Source organism: Georgenia daeguensis, assembly GCF_039537705.1.
Classification (GTDB): Bacteria; Actinomycetota; Actinomycetes; order Actinomycetales; family Actinomycetaceae; genus Georgenia; species Georgenia daeguensis.
Genome location: NZ_BAABBA010000030.1, coordinates 19,510 through 37,370 on the forward strand (window position 1 = coordinate 19,510; position 17,861 = coordinate 37,370).

A 17,861-nucleotide genomic window follows, 5' to 3' on the forward strand; every position below is an offset into this window, starting at 1 on the left:
CCTGCACGCGATCGTAGGCCAAGTCGCTGAGCAAATCGGCCGCTCGGAGACGAATCTTTCCGACAGGGATGACCCCAGCGGGTGGTGAAGCTGGGCCAGCCGCGTCGGCGACTCCCATGGCATCGGCCATTTCCCGTGCGGGGAAGAATGGCGTCTCTTCCCTCGGCACTTCGGCGGTGATCCGATGGCTTGTGCGGGAAGCGGCTCGGCCAACGATGGCTCAACGAGATAGCGACAGTCGGCTGCGTGCAATCTGGTGTTTGAAGTCCCGCTGCCGGTCGTCGTCGGCTGTATTCGACTCCCACGCGGCGGCAGGCCGGCATCCCCCTAGTGCCATCGGCGCGGCTGATGCCGATCGGTGCTCCGCTCATTGACTAATCCAGACACATGTCAGTGGGCCCATACATAATGGACTGCACTGGATCGAAGGGACCGTCACGACGATGCGTGCTAGCAGGACTGCCTGGCAGGAGTTCGACAGGTGGAACGAGGCGATTGCGGAGGTCTCGTTCCCTGAGGTCGACGTTCCCATGCCCGTCTACCTCGACCTCGAGGATGACGTAATCGAGAGAATCGCTGCCAAGCTCGGGATTGCCCCTCGTGGATTCGAAGCAAGACTTGCCAACGTTGTGGCACAGACAGTCGATTTCAGTTCCACGTCGAACGCATTGGAGGAGCACGTCAAGCGCGTGCACTACTGGCGTGACCGCGACCGTCGCGAGACCTACCCGGAGCTCGCTACGCTCGCCGTGTTTAGTCTCGCAGCGGAGCAGATGGCCCACGGCGACGGCATGACGGCGAGCAACTACTACGGACGCTTAGCCAATCTCATCGGTGGAGAACCGAGCCGCTTAGGTCAGAGCGTTCGCACCCACTCCGAGACTCTCTGGGCGGGACTCAACCTGTGGCTAACGTCCCTAGACGGACGTCGCGGCACGCCGACCGCCTTCTCAATCGGACTGCGCTTCGTGGGGCTTCCGATGTCCCAGGCCCTCATCCGTGAGGCTGATAGGCGGCTTCTCGAGCGCTTTTTCGTCGACTTCGACTTAGCTCCCCGATCGGAGATTCCCGCACACGACCTTGAGCCGTTGCTCTCGAGCTGGTTTGCTCGTGGGGACTCCACCTCTCACCTGGCCAGGCTCTGGGGAAAGACGGGTCTTCGCAGTCGTATCGCCGAAGTTGCCGCCGTTAAGTTGCAGTCCTGGGATGGTCTCGACGCGTCCGACGGTTCTGGAGGTCAGCCGAGGGGACGCACACTACTCGTGCTGCAGCGCAACACGTTTGCCGGAAAGCAGATCAGGCTCTACCCATTCTTCTTTGTGAAGGACGCGGAGTCGCCTCGCACCGTCAGCATCGTTACAGAGCTTGGTGACGTTGAGACCTTGCTCGAGCCTGTCTCAGGCCTCCCACGCACGATGGCTTTTTCCGACCGCGGGATCGTGGACAGCGGCAGCCTGCTAGAAGGCGTTCTTCATGTAAAGGACCATGTCACCGGTGAAATCACACGCCGGCCGCAAGCCGTTGTGGTCTTTCGCAAAGACGACCTATCGGGACTATGGCTCGAGGCACGCCAGGTTCTCATGGGCGACGACGTTCTCATCCTCGCCTCGGGTCGGGCCGTCGCCACCATCAGGGAGATTCTAGGCGAGATTGCTCGTCCCGGCTGGCGCGGGACCACCGAGCGCAAGGGCCTACCGCCCGGCTGGACCCTCTTCGAGGGCGTCGAGATCTTCTCTCGCCCCTCCAACGAGGAAAAAATTCCCTTGGATTCCCGTGCTCTTATCCCGCTCACGAGCAGCCAGCTCAAACTGGCGGGCGGGCTCGCCCTACCAGGCGTGATGCGCAATCGCTGGCATGCGGGTCGTCCGCCCGAAGTCCGCGCAGTCCATGAGGGTGGCGCACCGTTCTCTCTCCGCCTGATCGACCTGGACGCTGCCGCAAACAACGAGGACGACAAGATCCTCGATACCTGGGATGACGCCGGTACGGGCTCGATCGTCCAGAGCCTTGCCGACCATGATCTCGAAGACGGCGACTACGCGCTCGAGATGGTGAGCGGGAAAACGGTCTTGAGCCGGCGTGAGTTCTCCCTGCACTCCTCCAACGCGCCGGACGAATTGCAGTGGGGAAGGGTGGAGCCAATCGAGCACGATCTCGGAGATCCGCTCTCCGCGCTGGGTGCGGGTTCCGCGGCCAGCGGCTCATGCATAGTGCAGGGAGCGATAGTCGCGTTGAGCGAGGTAGCCGACGGCAGGACCTCCGAAGCGCCGAATCGGGCCTGGTGGAAGCCTGCGAGAGACCATGACCGGACTCGCGCGGTGACTCTCAAAAAGCCGGACCCGATGTCATGCTTTTATACCGGTGCGCACCGCTTCACACTCCCTGACGTTCGCAGTTACGAAGCGTATAGGGCGAAGGGCAACATCACCGGCACCTGCGAGACCTGCGGCCTCCAACAGCAATCCCCCGCCAACTACTACCGAGCTCGAGCGACGCACAACCGGAAGAAGCGCCATCTTCCGGCAGCCACGGTCAACGTCACCAAGTTGCCGCCGGTTGGGCCGGAGGACGAGGAGGCCTCGGAGCGGAGCTGGGACATCGCTCTTGACGCGCTCCGGTACGTCGGTGGCGGTCCCATCTCATCTTTGGAGCGCATCGCGCGCTACTTCGACTCAAGCCGGACGTTTATCAACGAGTTCATCGGGACTTTCGAGGCACTCGGTCACATCGAGGTGCAGCGGGAGCCAGCGACCCTGGCTCCGGTGCGCTGGGAAATAGCCCCGACGATGGTCGTCGACACAGGGGATGAACGAGTTTTTACCGGGTACTGGCCACCAAGCCTCGTCGGCAGCGCCCAAACTGCCCTTAACGCCCGCGGATTCTCACTCACACACGAGCGGATCGCGGGTGGCCCGTCCCGCCTCGCGACCGTGGCCGCCGACAAGGACCTCAGAACTTGGCTGGAACTCGGGGCGGAGCACCCAGGGCGCGCTGGCAAGGACCTCGCTGATCACTTGCCGCCGCTGAGCGCAGTCGTCAACGCGTTGCCACGCCTCCCCGCAACAACGGTTACCGAGGCGCAATGGTTCGACCCGACTCAGGCAGCTTGGGTCGCATCCATCGGCGCCGATGGTGTTGGCGCATTCCGGGTCGGCCGTTATAGGGCGATGCACTACATCCGGACACAGGCCGACGTCGAGGCCGGGACCTGGGCACGAGGTAACGTCTATCTCGCGAAGCACATGGCCGCCGCCGCGCTTGCAAGGAAGCCGCTACTGGCCTACTCGGAGACCCAGCGAGCGCTCATCGTGCCCCTTGGCGCCTTGCTCCCGGGCATGTACGAACGAGCTATCGTCATGGACTCTGGATATGCACCCCAAAGAGTCCGGAGTAATCACGTCTACCGCGGCGTCTCCCTCGACCTCGCCGCTCGCATCACGTACCTTCTCGAGAACTGAGGCTCCTCAGCAATGGGCAAGTCCCCGAACCCACTGGCCGTGGGCAGTTCGATCAATGACACGGTCCTGCGCTACATCGACACCGCCTTCTATCTACGTGACGAAGGTCTGCGTCGCGAGCGGCGCCGTCTGCTGGAGCGAGAAGTGCAACTTCTTCCGGACCCGCTCCTCGAGCCGGTGCTTCCGTATGACGGCGTAGAGGATGCGTTCGTCGTCTGCCGTGACGTAGGGCTCACGGAAGAGGAGGCTCACTGGCTGATCCATAGCCTGTTCGGCACCAAGAATGGGGACGTTGTCAGGCTGCGCCAGCACCAGGCGGAGGCGCTACGCATCGCGCTCGCTGAATCGGGACCGGTGAATCCCGTCATCACATCCGGCACCGGTTCAGGCAAAACCGAGTCGTTCCTTCTTCCGGTGCTCGCCCGCCTGCTCAAAGAGTCACGGGCGTGGGCGCCGTCCCTGACGACAAACCACTGGTGGGAATCTGACACCCAGCACTGGACGCCCGTACGGGAGGGCGAGAATCGTCCCTCTGCCATGCGCGCGGTCGTGCTCTACCCGACTAACGCCTTGGTCGAAGATCAGATGTCCCGTCTGCGTCGCACGGCGCGCCGCATCGCCGACGCGGGTGGCCCAGACCTCTGGTTCGGTCGCTACACCTCTGCTGCGCCGGGCGGCACGAAAATCCCCTCTCGAACTGCCAAGTCGGCGGAGGTGACCAGGGTTGGACACGATCTTCGAAGGTTGGTCGACGAATACGAGTCGTTGTCCCACACGCCGAGCGTGCGCGACTACTTGTCTGATCCGCGTCGAGTCGAACTCATCACCCGGTGGGACATGATCGCGAACCCGCCGGACATCTTGGTGACGAACTACTCGATGCTCAATGTGATGCTGATGCGACAGCTCGAGGAGCCGATCTTCGAGAAGACCCGACAGTGGCTTCGAGACCCCGCTAACGTCTTTACGCTCGTCGTCGACGAGTTGCACCTATACCGCGGCACGCAAGGCTCTGAGGTCGCGCTCATCGTGCGCAACCTTCTTATGCGGCTCGGGCTCGCGCCAGACTCGCCACAGGTTCGAGTGATCGGAACGTCTGCGTCGCTGAGCGGCGACAAGTCTGAATACCTCGAGAACTTCTTCGGCGTACCAAGGAGCACGTTCCACCAGATTGCTGGCCAGCCGCGTCAAGTGTCTGCGCAACTACCTGTCGACGTCGCCCAACTCGACCAGATGCTCCCAACTAAACTGGCAGAGGTGCTAGCCGTTGCCTGCCGTGACGATGCCGGGGCTGTTCGCGCGACCGATCTCGTCACCATCGCGAAGCGGGCTTTCGGGCCCGCAGCAACGCGTGACGATGGCGAGAAGGCGTTCACTGTCCTCGGAAGGGTCGACGAGGATGCGAACACCGGCCTCATCCCCTTCCGGGTCCACTACTTCATGCGGACGATGCGAGGAATGTGGGCATGTAGCGACCCACACTGCACCGAGATTCGGCCCGACGAGCAGCGCAGCACGCCTGGCATCGGGCGCATCTATGCTCGGCCGGTGCACCAGTGTGTGTGCGGGGGCCGCGTACTTGAGCTGCTCTACTGCGGCAAGTGTGGCGAGGCGAGCCTCGGCGGACACGTCGCAGCGACTCTGGAAGAAGGGGTCTTCCTCGGCATCGACCCGTCCGACCATGACCTGGACCGGCCGAAGATGGTCTTCGAGCGCAGGGCACACGAGTATTGGTGGTACTCACCTCACCTTGACGGCGTCGGGATGACGTGGAGCCATGCCGGTCCCGATAAGGACGTCGCGTTTCGGGTCACGCCCGCCCAATTGCTTCCCGAGTCCGGCTACATAACGCCGACCAGCTCAGAGGAGGAGGCCACAGGCACGATCGTCACCTACTCGTCCAAAGACAACAGCTGGAAGCCGCCGGCCCTGCCGTCGCACTGCCCCAGGTGCGCACACACGCGGACTCAGACGGCATTCAAGAAGGGCCGTGTGGCCTCGGCACTGAGAGCCCATACTCAGGGCGCGACACAAGCTACCCAACTGCTCGTCTCGGAGATCTTCCGAGAACTCGGCGACGACCAAGAGACAAGCCGGACCATCGTCTTCACCGACTCCCGTGACGATGCCGCTCGCATGGCGGTGGGGCTCTCGTTGAACCACTACAACGACCTCATACGCCAAGAGGTAGATCTCGCCATCGGTGAGCCTGCCGAAGACGTCGCCGCGATCCTTCGCGCCGGTATTGACCAGACGCTCCCTTCCAACCTCTGGGCCCGCTTCGGCGAGCTCGTCGGAGCCCATCCAACCGCTGTTCCGATTTACTACAGCATCGCGAACGGCTCGGCGACGCCAGATCAGCTTGAACAGATCGAACTGTTCGAGGCGAGTCTCACCGCGGACCGAACGCGTAGTTGGACGAGCCTCATTCGGGATCTGACGGACAAGCTCGTGGCTCTCGGTGTCCCACCGGGGGGTCCTCGAGCGTCGTACCTCGTTCTCGACGACGAGAGCACTCCCTGGTTCCGCGCCTTCGAGCCCCCCACGCCGGGGGAATGGAAGCCGCTTGAGGACCTGACCGAGCGCAGCCGCTATCAGAAGGTCTTCCACGGCCGACTGGCCGCATCCGTCGCGGAGGTACTCATCGGGAGCAACAGTCAGCGCGACGCAGAGGACACTCTCATCGCCTCCCTTCTTCCTCGCGCACTCAGGCACTCGGCCGACGAGCCTCGCTCTACTGCGTTCCGCTCTGCTCTCCGGATCTTTCTGTCAAAGGGCCGTTGGGCGCCCCAGGAGTCAGTCGTATCCTCGGCGAACCTCCTGCCACAAGACGTCACGGACTACCTGTCCCGTGCGGCAGAACGGTTGGCGGTCGACCGGGAAGTGCTTCTTCAAGAGTTCGCCGATCTGCTCGAGCCGATGCTCACCGGGCAGGTCGTGGACCTCGCCGTCTCCGACGTCGCGATCCTGGTCCTGCCTGCTGGAGAATCCGTATGGGTTTGTGGGAAGTGCGGACAGCGTCACTTGCACTCTTCCGCCGGAACGTGCGTCCGCAGAGGCTGTAACGGTGCCCTTGATGAAGTCAGCAGGGCGGGCCTGCGAGAGGTTGACTTTTATGCCTGGCTTGCGACCCAGAAGCCGCAGCGCCTCGCTGTAGCAGAACTCACTGGCCAGACAAAGCCTCCTGAAGAGCAGCGTCGCCGGCAACGCGTCTTTCGCGGAGCACTCAAACCTGAGCCACGGGAAAACAGGAGGACGTCGCCTCTCGATGTTCTTTCGGTCACCACGACGATGGAGGTCGGCGTCGACATCGGCGATTTGCGTTCCACAGTCATGGGGAACATGCCACCCAAGCGTTTCAACTACCAGCAGCGCGTAGGCCGTGCGGGGCGTAAGGGCCAGACGTTCTCCTACGCCGCAACACTCTGCCGGGACAGGTCTCACGACGACTACTACTTCGCAAACCCCGCCCGTATCACCGGAGACCCACCGCCACAACCGTTTCTCGATACCAAGCGCGACAAGATCCTCCGCCGAGTCGTTGCCGCGGAACTACTCCGACGCGCCTTCCGCGCCGCGAAAGTCCTGGCGACTGCCGGTCGCGGGAGTGTGCACGGCGAGTTCGGCCTGGCGCAGCACTGGAATACGGGCAACGACAATGGCCCCGCCCCTCGCGACTACGTGAAGCGGTGGCTGCTCACCTCAAATGAGGTGCAACCGATCGTCGAGAGGCTCGCAGCCCATACTGGTATCCCGAAGCGCACGGTAGACGACCTCGTTTTCTGGGCTCGTGATCGCTTGATTCTCGATGTCGACGCGGTGTGCGAATCGGAGGTGTACACGCAGGATGCCCTGAGTGAGCGGCTTGCCAACGCCGGCGTTTTGCCAATGTTCGGGTTTCCGACCCGAGTCCGCACCCTATATAAAACCAACGGTGACGGCACCATAAGCGACGAAGAGATCAGCGACCGCCCGCTCGACCAGGCGGTCTCGCTCTTCGCCCCCGGCGCGGAGGTCGTAAACGACGGCTGGGTCTACACCGTTAACGGTTTCGCTGCAATGAGGAAGGGCTTCAAGGGCTCCATTTCAGTCGACCCGATCCGATCTCAATTTGCGCTCGTCCGTTGCGAGAACTGCGGCTCCTCAGCCATTGCCGGCGCCCCTGGGGTCGAGGCAAGAAGAGCGGACGAGTTACCGACCACCTGTCCTGTCTGCGGCAATGCTCGGCAGCGCGTGCCCGTGTTCCAACCAGAGGGGTTCCGGACGCGTCCCACAGCCAAGGACGGAGACGTCTCAGACAACCAAGCGCCTGTAGCGTCTCGACCAGTTCTCGAGTGGACGGACTTGGCCGACCGACAACCAACCCGGAGCGGCGCAATCGACATCTGGTTGCTCAATGACGGCCACCTTGTGACTGTCAACGACAACAACCGCGCTTTGTTTCCCATGTATCGGCACGCAAACAAGTCGATCATCGTTCCCACCGTGGAGACTGAGGCCAATAAGATGCCAAAGGTCGCGACGGGAGCAATCGGAGACGTGCGCCAGACAGATGCTGCCCTCTTCCTCGTACGGTCGAATATATTGCCTTCAGAAGTAATTCCCACAGATCCGTCTGAGTGCCCGTCCGGCCACGCCGCGATGCTCTCGTTCGGCGAAGCACTGCGCCGAGGCGCGCAGGCGGAACTCGACATTGACCCCGACGAGCTCGTCGTCGGCCTGCAACCTCGCCGCCACGTCGACACCCGCACGGCAGCGATCTACGTCGCGGACGCCCTTGAGAACGGTGCGGGGTACGCCGTCGAACTGGCCGGCGCGCGGATCGACGCAGTCATCAGTCAGATCGTCGGAGACGTCGGGAAGAACTGGCTCCAACCGGCGCACGTCGAATGCGATTCCTCCTGCCCGGATTGCTTACGTTCCTGGGATAATCGACACATGCACCCCGCTCTCGACTGGCGGCTGGCACTCGACGTCGCAGAGTTGGCCCAGGGGCGGGACCTCACGGTCGAACGGTGGTTCTCGCTCGTCCCACCAGCGATCAAAACGTTCGAGCGTGCCTTCGGCGCTCAATTCGAGCATCACTATGAGTCCCGCGAAATCGACGGCGTCCACGTGCTTGTCCACGGACAACGAGCAGCGGTGATCGGACACCCGCTATGGAGCCACAGCTCTCATCACTTCACAGATGCTCAGCACGAAGTTCGGGACCGACTGGCTGGCGAGGGCAAGAGCATCTACTGGACAGATGCGCGCACACTCCGCACCCGCAGCGTCTCCGTTGCTAAGCTGCTCTTGGAATACAACTTCGGATAGCCATGACCTCCTCTGGGTCGGCGCTTGCCGACCCAGAGGCGTTTTCGACAAAGTCCCATGGTAGCAACGGAAGCTCCGCCTACCGCTCGCAGGGACATCAACTTGCTTCACAGGAGTAGACTTGTCCGCCTTCACATTCATCGACCTCTTCGCCGGGATTGGCGGGTTTCATGCCGCGTTTCGGGAACTCGGTGGCGAATGCCTATATGCGGCGGAAATGGACCCGGACGCACGCGCGGTATACGAAGAGGCCTGGCTAAATGACGCGGGAGAAACGATTCGCTTCGCCCGGGACATCAACCACGACGTCCCACCAATAGACGATATCGCAACTATCGGGGAGCTCGCCGCCCGTGTTGCCCAGCAGGGCGGGACGATCAAGAACATCCCGGAAAAATTCGACGTTCTCGCGGCGGGCTTCCCCTGCCAAGCGTTCAGCAAGTCGGGCCACCAAAAAGGTGTCCTCGACGAGACTCGAGGGACTCTTTTCTACAACATCTTGCGTATTGTGGTCGAACGCCGACCAAAAATCGTTTTTCTTGAAAATGTCCGGAATCTCATCGGACCAAGGCATCGAGACAGTACCTTCAAGACAATTATCGAGACCTTAACCGACCTCGACTACGTGGTTAACAACCAGCCAACATTGATCTCACCCCATAAGATTCACCCCGATCTGGGTGGTGGACCTCAGATCCGCGAGCGCGTTTACATTCTGGCCATCCGGAGGGATGTCGCAGCCAATAGCGAGCCTTTTGCCGGTTTTGTCTACCCCGAGTGGAACCCCAAGAGATGGAAGATCGCTGAGACCCGCCTGAAGGACGATGCCCCGGCCGCGATCACCGAGGAATGGCTTTCCGGCCTCGACGACAGAGGTCGCGCCGCCGAATTACTCAAGCTACGAGGAACGGACCTCAGCGCCTTCTCAGTTGAAGGAGCACCCTGGCTTGAGGCCTGGGGCGCCGTCCTGAGAGCCGTCGTCGAGGAAGGCCTTCGGGACGGACAAGCGCCCTTTCCGGGCCATCCGATCTGGTTCCGGGTTACCGAGGGCGCTTGGATGAATGAGCAACTCAGGGACGCCAGGGCAAAAAAGCAGGCGTGGAAGCTCGACTTCGTAAAAAAGTCCTTGAAGTTCTTGGAAGACCACGAGGACGCACTGGATAAGTCGATGGCCTGGACGAGAATCGGCAACCTTGGGCACAACAGCTGGATGAAGCTGGAATGGCAAGCCGGAGATGCCAGGTCGCTGGATGAATGTCTTATCCAACTTCGACCGTCTGGAATTAGGATCAAGCGGGATTCATATACGCCAGCCCTCGTTGCCATCAACCAAACACCAATCTTGGGCGCAGAGCGGCGCAAACTCACTCCTTACGAGGTTGGGAGACTTCAGGGTTTCCCTGACAAGGTGTACAACGCCATGCAGCGCGCCCGTACCGTCGACGGAAAGAGGGTCCCTCAAGCCGTGAACGCTTCTTACAAGCAGTTCGGCAATGCCGTTCATGTTGGCGCGGTCCAGTATGCCCTGGTTCAGTTCATGAACCACCATTTCGCCGACAGTGATGCGGCCGCCACCGGAGGACTCGCCGAACTTTGGCAGGAGTGCGCTAAAACAAAAGCATGGGCTTCTGTAGCGGGTGTCTCAAAGTCTCCGACCCCGGAGTATTCGCAGGACGAACTCGTCGTGTTGCCCCGCAGAAATGAACTTCACGACAACTTCGCGGTCAAGCCTGAACTGGCAAATGCTTTCTCTCGTTGAGAGGCGTATGACATGGACCGCGGCATATCCTCCGGACTTTAGCTTGTATTGACCTTTGCGTCTCCCAGAATTCCGCTCGGTTCGGACCCGCTCACGGTCACAGAGCGAGAGCCTCGGATGCGTTCACAACACGTGACCGACCTACCGCCACAAGCAGCGAGTGCGCGCATGCAAAGACACCGGGTCGCCATTCTACGTGAACTTGAATCGTGGCGCCGGGAAGCAGCTAGTTGCCGGCTCGGACCGGGATGTCGGGCTGTTTCGAATCGTTAACACGTCTGGGCGAGAAGAACCCGCTCAGTCCGTCGCGGATCGAATATGGATTCGATCCTAGTCTTGACGTAATCGTTCGATTATCAAGGCGGACCGAACAATTGCGCCTGATGGCCCCGCTCCGCCTCCGCCAGGGCTCTCGACCACCAGCACACCTCCAGTGCGTACCTCTGCCACGTCACTTTCCGCCAACTCGACCACGGTGGCGCCGACCCGCTCGATCGAGTTCCGCCCCAGCGTTCCGGGCTCCCCACCCGCCATCCCGTACGGCGGGTCGCGCCGGTGGTTGGTCAGCAGGCTGATGGTCATCGACTCGTGGAACCGGATCCGCCGCACCCCGCCGTCATCGCCGCGCCACCGACCCGCTCCCCCGCTGCCGCGGCGGATCGCGTAGGACTCCAGGAGCACCGGCAGGCGCCTCTCGAGCACCACCTCGGGGGCGTTCAGGCGCGAGTTCGCCATGTGGGTCTGCACCACGTTGGTCCCGTCTAACCCCGGCCCGGCGCCCGACCTCGACGCGACCGTCTCGTAGTACTGGTGCCGCTCGTTCCCGAACGTCACGTTGTCCATCGTCCCGGACCCTTCGGCCATCACCCCGAGCGCCGCGTACAGCGCCCCCGTCACGGCCTGGGAGGTTTTGACGTCCCCGCCCACCACCGCCGCCGGGTACTCCGGCGCGAGCATCGACGGCTCGGGCAGCACGATCCGCAGCCCGCAGGCACCCGTCGTTCGAAGGAATGTCCGCGGCCGCCAGGCTGCGGAACACGTACAGCACGGCCGCCGTCGTCACCGCCGACGGCGCGTTGAGGTTCGTGCACAGCTGGCCGGATGTGCCCGTGAAGTCGATCGTCGCCGACCGCCCCACCCCCACCTCGACTCGGATGTGCGCGCCGGCGTCGGTCTCGTAGTCGTACGCACCGTCGTCGAGCCGGTCGATCACCCGCCGGACCGCCTCCTCGGCGTTGTCCTGCACGTGCCGCATGTACGCCTGCACCACGTCGAGGCCGAAGTGGTCGATCATCGCCCGCACCTCGTCCACGCCCTTGGCGTTCGCGGCCACCTGGGCGCGCAGGTCGGCGAGGTTCGTGGCCGGGTCGCGCGAGGGGCACGGTCCAGCGGTGAGCAGCTCCTCCGTCTCGGCCTCGCGGAACCGCCCGCCGTCGACGAGGAGCCAGTTGTCGAACAGCACGCCCTTCTCCGCCAGCGTGGTCGAGAAGGCCGGCATGGACCCGGGCGTGAGCCCGCCGATCTCGGCGTGGTGCCCGCGGGAGGCGACACCCGGGCGCCGTCGTCGTCGAAGACCGGCGTGACCACGGTGACGTGGGTGCCCATCTGCTCGGCGACCGACATGAACAGGTTGTTGACGGTCTTCAGCTGCACCTAATCGGCCGCGGTGCTCGCCCATGGCCGCGGCGTCGTCGGGCTCGGTAGCCGGTCGGGCACGGACAGCGCACGACCTGGGTCGATGGTCCCTGGCGGAGGGGTAGATCGGGGACAAGCATGGGAGACGAACCACCCCAAAGTGGCAGATATGGGGCCCGCAAGGCACCAGGCCGGGGGACGGCGTCAACGATCCTCCCGCGGGCAGCACTGCCGCAGAGAGATGCCGAGATGGTCACTCTCAGTGCATTCTCGGACAGGAACCTCGATGGCCAGGGCTTCGGCTATCTCGACCGCGAAGCCAAGGCCCACTACGCACGGGCGCTGCGGTTCACCCCGGCGGTCTGCGCCGTCCTGCTGGCGATCGGGCTGGTCATGCAGTCGCCCGTCTGGTTGGCCTCGTTGGTCCCCATCGGTCTGAGCGGGGCCCTGTTCCCCAGGGGCATGATCATCGACGTGGTGTACAACTTCGGCGTCCGTCACCTCTTCCGGGCACCGAAGCTGCCGCCCACGCCGACGCCCCGGCGGTTCTCCTACCTGCTGTCCACCACCCTGGCGGCGGGTGCGGCCCTGTCCTTCCAGTACGGGCTCCCGGTGCTGGGATTCATCCTGGGCGGAGCGGTCATCGCCGGTGCGACGGTCCTGGCCACGACGCTCTGGTGCGTCGGGTCGTGGATCTACCGGATGCTCTTCGAGCCCCGGCCCCACGCACGGGCCGCCGCGGGTGTGTCGTAGCGAGGTCGTGCGGGATCAGGCCCGGGTGGCCGGGACGGGTGACGCTGCCGAGGTGGCGCTCTCGGCCCGGTCGCGCAGGGTGAGCAGCATCTTGCGCATCATCCAGATGTCGCCGAGCTCCAGCAGCACTGAGAAGGCGATGGCGGGCGAGAACCACCGGTAGCGCGACCTGACCCGGGTGATCAGGCGGGTCGAGCCGTCCAGCAGCGGGTCCAGCTGCCAGGTCCACGTGGTGTCGCCCGGCGTGCCCCAGATCATGGACGACGGCGGATCCATCGCGTGGACCCTGATGCCGTGCCTGCCGTCGGGGCTCATCGGCACGACGTCGCCCACGGCGAGGTGCTGCAGCTCGGGGACGATGCGCCGGGCGCTGGGGCGGCCGAGGTTGTCGAGGAGGTCGTAGCTGTACCAGCCGGCGCGGGTCACCCCGGCCTGCACGAGCCACGGCCAGATCCGCTCCGGCGGTGCGGCCACCGTGATCGCGCGCGTGGCGTTGAAGGTCGGCGCCTGCACGAGGTCGTCGCCGGGCAGGGCACGGGACACCTCGTCCGGGGTCGCGCCCCGGTTAGCTGCCAGGGACGGACGTACCGGGCGTAGAGGACCGCCGCCGCGACGGCGGCAGGAACGAGAGCCAGGCCGGTGCGAGACCTCACCGTGCCAGCGTCCGGGCACGACCGGCGTCGGGCAAGGACCGAAGGTCCCCGGTGCCGTTTCGCAGACACTGGCGCCCTCCGTAGATCCTCGAGGAAGGCCCCGGCGCATGCCGACACAGCGGCACCGGCGATCACTAGGTCGAGCAGTTGTCGGGGTCAGCGAATCTCCGGCGCGAGGACGATGTCGAAGCGGGTGCGGGCCCAGGCCTGGTCGCCGAGGTCGCGCCCGTCCGGGGTCGGGGTGCCGGGCGCCTGGTCCTCGAAGCGCTTGATCAGGGAGTCCTTGACGCCGAACACGGAGTCACCGATCTCGAGCTGGGGGTCGCCCTCGACGAAGATGTGGGTCACCAGGGTGCGGTAGCCGGGGGCGGTAACCATGAAGTGCAGGTGGGCAGCCCGCACCGGGGAGCGGCCGACCGAGTCGAGCATCTTGCCCACCGGTCCGTCGTGCGGGATCGGGTACGGGGTCGGGGTAAGGCCCCAGAAGGAGTACCTGCCCTCCTCGTCGGAGGGCAGCCAGGCCCGGCCGGCGATGCGGCCGTCGTCGTACTGGACGTCGTAGAAGCCGTCGTCGTCGGCCTCCCACACCTCGATCCGCGCGTTCGGCACCACGTTGCCTTCGGTGTCCGTCACGGTGCCCTCCACCCAGCACGGCGTGCCGTGCGCGCCGCCGGCGATGTCCCCGCCGCGCGGGATCTCTGGTGCGTCGGCGACGAAGAAGGGCCCGAAGACGGTGGCCTCGGTGGCGTTCTTGTACGCCTCGTTGTTTACCGCGATGGTCTGCATCGAGGCGCCGAGGACGTCGGAGAGCAGGATGAACTCCTGGCGTCGCTCGTCGGTGATGTGCCCGGCGTCGGTGAGGAACGCGATGGCGGTGTTCCACTCCTCCTCGGTCAGGCGCACGTCGCGGACGAAGGCGTGCAGGTGCCGGGTCAGGGACTGCATGACCTGCTTCAGCCGCGGGTTCTCGCAGCGGTCGAAGCTGGCGACGACGCGGTCGGTCAGATCCTGCTCGCGTGCGGCCTGCTCCAGGCTCGCGTTCGTCGTCGTGGTGGTCTGGGTCATGGTGGTGCTCCCGTCTGGTAGGTGCCGGCTCAGCGAACGGGCTGGAGGCCTGGGCTCGGCGTGACGCCCTCCAGGGCGTCACGGAGCAGGATGGTGAGGTTCTCCCGCGTCACGGGCGTGGGGTTCGACGGCGGGGCCGCCTCGAGCACGCGGCTCACCGCCTCGGCGAGGTCACCCTCCGTCAGGCCGTGGTCGGCCAGTCGCCGTGGGGCGTCCAGCGTTTCGTAGAGCCGGTTGAGCGTCTCGACCGCTGTCCCGGCGGGCCCCTGACCTTCGTCGGCGGACCCACCCAGCGCGACCGCGAGGCGGCCGGCCAGCTCCGGGACGGCCGGCGTGTTCAGCGCGACGACGTAGCGCAGCACGATCGCGTGCGTCTGCGCGTGCGGCAGGTCGAACGTGCCGCCCAGGACGTGGCAGATCTTGTGGTGCAGGCCCGACCCGGCGGAGGCGAACGCCACCGCCGAGAGGTAGCAGCCGTACAGGGCCCGCTCCCGCGCCGTCAGGTCCGCGGGATCCGAGACGATCCCCGGCAGGGCGAGCGCCAGAGCCCGGGCGCCCTCCAGGGCGAGGGCCTGGTTGATCGGGTCCGCCCGCGGCGCCCACAGCGAGTCCACGCAGTGCGCCAGGCCGTTGAGCCCCGACGCCACCGACAGGTCCACCGGCAGCGATGTCGTCAGGGTGGCGTCGTAGATCACGGTGGCGGGCAGGACCCGGTCGTCCACGCCCGTGGTCTTGGTCCGGTCCTCCGTCAGCCCCCACACGTTCGTGGCCTCCGAGCCGGCGTACGTCGTCGGGACGGCGACGATCGGGATGCCCGCCGTCAGGGCGACCGCCTTCGCCAGGCCGACCGTCGACCCGCCGCCCACGCTGACGAGCAGGTCCATACCTCGCTCGGCCGCCACCGCGCGGGCCCTCTGGGCCTTCCCCACCGGCACGTGCTGCACCACGTCGTCGAACCACACCCCGACCTCGATGCGCGCACACACCCGCTCGGCGATCTCCCGCTCCCGCGGCGACGCCACCACCATCACCCGGCCCGCCCCGCGGCGCGCCACCTCCGCCGCGACGTGCTCCGCGGCCCGACCCGCCCCGAACACCACCCGCTGGCCCAGCGTGACATGCTCGAACACATCAAGCACCACTGTCGTTCCTTTCGTCTTGCAGCAAGCAATTGACCATTGAGTGCTTAACGGCTCGGGAATGTCAGTCGTGCACCACCCGTGCGCACCGGAGCCGTAATCAGCACCTCACAGAGGGGTCGCTACCGGTTCTGTCGGCGAAGGCTGTTTCACCGTTTCCATAGATGCAGCCTCCTCGTCGGGGCGGTGGCCGCGCTTGGCCTTCTGGACGAGGTCGTAGACGTGGGCGCGCAGGCGGGCGAACTCGGGGTCGTTGCGGGTGGTGAGCTGGTCGCGCTGGTCGGGGAGGTTGACGACGACGTCCTCCATGATGACCGTGGGCCGGCCGGACAGGACGAGGACGCGCTGGCCGAGGTAGATGGACTCGTCGATGTCGTGGGTGACGAAGAGCAGGGTCAGGCCCAGGCGGTGCCACAGGTCGCGGACGAGGTCCTCGAGGTCGGCGCGGGTCTGGGCGTCGACGGCGGCGAAGGGCTCGTCCATGAGGAGGATGTGCGGCTCGTAGGCCACCGCCCGGGCGATGGCCACGCGCTGCTGCATGCCGCCGGAGAGCTGCCAGGGGTAGGAGCGTGGCACGTCGGCCAGGCCCACGGCCTCCAGCGCGGCGGCGACCTTGGGGCCGCGCTGGGCCTTGGGCACGCCCTTCTCCTTCAGGGGCAGCTCGACGTTCTGCGCGACGGTCAGCCAGGGGAACAGGGAGCGGGCGTACTCCTGGAAGACCATGGCCATGCCCTTGGGCGGGCCCTTGACGACCTGGCCCTCCAGCGACACGGTCCCGTGGGTCGGGGCCAGCAGCCCGGACAGGCAACGCAGGAGGGTGGTCTTGCCGGCGCCGGAGGGGCCGACGATGCAGACCATCTCCCCGGCCTTGACGGTGAAGGTGAGGTCGCGGATGGCCTCGGTGTCCCCGGCGGCGGAGTGGTAGACCTTGTTCAGCCCGGTCACGTCGAGCATGTCGGTCCCGGCCACGGGCCGGTAGGCGGTCTCGGCGGTGGTGTTCGAGCTCATTTAGTTGCCTCCTCGTTGGGACTGGCGCAGGCCGCGGTACCAGGCCAGCACGGGGCGCTCGACGGCGCGGAAGATGATCGAGAGCACGACCCCGACGAGGCCGAGCAGGATGATGCCGGTCCACATCTGCGGGATCGCGAAGGACCGCTGGAACTGCACGATGGTGAACCCGAGCCCGTTGGTCGCGGCGAACATCTCCGAGATCACCATCAGGATGATCCCGATGGACAGGGCCTGGCGGGCGCCGGTCATGATCTGCGGGGACGCCCCGCGCAGCACGAGGGTGCGCAGCTGGGTGCCCCGGCGCAGCCGGTAGACCTGGGAGGTGTCGCGCAGCACGTCGTCGATGCCGCGCACGCCCTCGATGGTGTTCAGCAGGATCGGCCACAGGCACCCGGTGGCGATGACGAAGACCTTCATGGTGGTGAAGATGCCCAGGAACAGCATGAGGATCGGGATCATCACCGGCGGCGGGATGGCCCGGAAGAACTCCAGCGCAGGCTCGGTGAACGCGCGCAGGGTCGGGGACAGGCCGATCGCCATGCCCAGGCCGATGCCCACCACCAGCGCGATGGCGTAACCGATGAGCAGCCGGATCACCGACGGCAGCACGTCCGAGGTCAGCCGTCCCTCCAGCCACGTGCCGGGGAACGCGGCGACGATGTCGGCCAGCGGCGGGGCGAAGAAGGACGTACTGTCCGCCGACCACAGCCACCAGGCCACGACCAGCGCCACAGGCAGGGCCAGGATGACGATGAGTGGCCGTAGCAGGGGGTCCCGGGGCTTGTCGCGCAGGTTTACCCGCGCCTTGGGAACGGTCGTGCTCATGCTGCGGTCTCCCGCCGGATCGAGGGGTGCCAGCGCAGGATCCTGCGCTCCAGGGCACGGGCCAGAAGGTTCACGGCCACGCCGAGCAGACCGGTCACGATCACCAGGGCGTACATCGACGCCGTGGCCCCGGAGGACTGGGCCACCGCGAGCAGCTTGCCCAGCCCCGGGGTGCCGATGATCAGCTCGCCCGTCACCGTCAGAATCAGCGCGACGGTGGCCGCCAGCCGGAACCCGGTGACGATGT

10 protein-coding genes and 1 pseudogene are annotated in these 17,861 nt (G+C 65.2%); 4 read left to right on the top strand and 7 right to left on the bottom strand.

The annotated features are described in order from the left end of the window. Window positions 1-443: 443 nt before the first annotated feature. The 3 genes from ABD774_RS19355 to dcm all read left to right on the top strand — a co-directional run bounded on the left by ABD774_RS19355 (window position 444) and on the right by dcm (window position 10,533). Window positions 444-3,458 carry a hypothetical protein gene (locus ABD774_RS19355; protein ID WP_345044949.1) on the top strand — a complete coding sequence of 1,005 codons (3,015 nt, stop codon included), beginning with the start codon at window positions 444-446 and terminating at the stop codon, window positions 3,456-3,458. A gap of 39 nt (window positions 3,459-3,497) precedes the next feature. Continuing rightward, window positions 3,498-8,774: a DEAD/DEAH box helicase gene (locus ABD774_RS19360; protein WP_345044951.1), complete on the top strand. Its 5,277-nt coding sequence runs from the start codon at window positions 3,498-3,500 to the stop codon at window positions 8,772-8,774. Between the two features lie 121 nt (window positions 8,775-8,895). Beyond that, window positions 8,896-10,533, top strand: a complete 1,638-nt coding sequence (gene dcm, locus ABD774_RS19365) for a DNA (cytosine-5-)-methyltransferase (RefSeq protein WP_345044954.1) — start codon at window positions 8,896-8,898, stop codon at window positions 10,531-10,533. A 330-nt stretch (window positions 10,534-10,863) separates the two neighbouring features. Here the strand turns inward: dcm and ABD774_RS21760 are convergent. Beyond that, a pseudogene (locus ABD774_RS21760) lies at window positions 10,864-12,135 on the bottom strand (hydantoinase B/oxoprolinase family protein); the annotation flags it as partial. A 282-nt stretch (window positions 12,136-12,417) separates the two neighbouring features. Here ABD774_RS21760 and ABD774_RS19380 point away from each other — a divergent pair. After that, window positions 12,418-12,921 carry a DUF4395 family protein gene (locus tag ABD774_RS19380; RefSeq protein ID WP_345044962.1) on the top strand — a complete coding sequence of 168 codons (504 nt, stop codon included), beginning with the start codon at window positions 12,418-12,420 and terminating at the stop codon, window positions 12,919-12,921. Between the two features lie 15 nt (window positions 12,922-12,936). Here ABD774_RS19380 and ABD774_RS19385 read toward each other — a convergent pair whose 3' ends face one another. From ABD774_RS19385 to ABD774_RS19410, 6 genes are all read right to left on the bottom strand, one after another. Next, window positions 12,937-13,464: an SRPBCC family protein gene (locus ABD774_RS19385; protein ID WP_345044964.1), complete on the bottom strand. Its 528-nt coding sequence runs from the start codon at window positions 13,462-13,464 to the stop codon at window positions 12,937-12,939. A 266-nt stretch (window positions 13,465-13,730) separates the two neighbouring features. After that, window positions 13,731-14,639, bottom strand: a complete 909-nt coding sequence (locus ABD774_RS19390; RefSeq protein ID WP_345044967.1) for a dioxygenase family protein — start codon at window positions 14,637-14,639, stop codon at window positions 13,731-13,733. Window positions 14,640-14,668: 29 nt separating this feature from the next. Next, window positions 14,669-15,781, bottom strand: a complete 1,113-nt coding sequence (locus ABD774_RS19395) for a maleylacetate reductase (RefSeq protein WP_425554612.1) — start codon at window positions 15,779-15,781, stop codon at window positions 14,669-14,671. Window positions 15,782-15,886: 105 nt separating this feature from the next. After that, a complete protein-coding gene (locus ABD774_RS19400) occupies window positions 15,887-16,786 on the bottom strand; it encodes an ABC transporter ATP-binding protein (RefSeq protein WP_345044969.1) in 900 nt (299 codons plus the stop codon). Next, window positions 16,787-17,614 (bottom strand): ABC transporter permease, encoded by an 828-nt coding sequence (locus tag ABD774_RS19405; protein ID WP_345044971.1) that lies wholly within the window; start codon window positions 17,612-17,614, stop codon window positions 16,787-16,789. Beyond that, on the bottom strand, window positions 17,611-17,861 hold a 251-nt coding region (locus tag ABD774_RS19410; RefSeq protein WP_345044974.1), incomplete at its 5' end, for an ABC transporter permease subunit. The genes ABD774_RS19405 and ABD774_RS19410, both read right to left, overlap by 4 nt.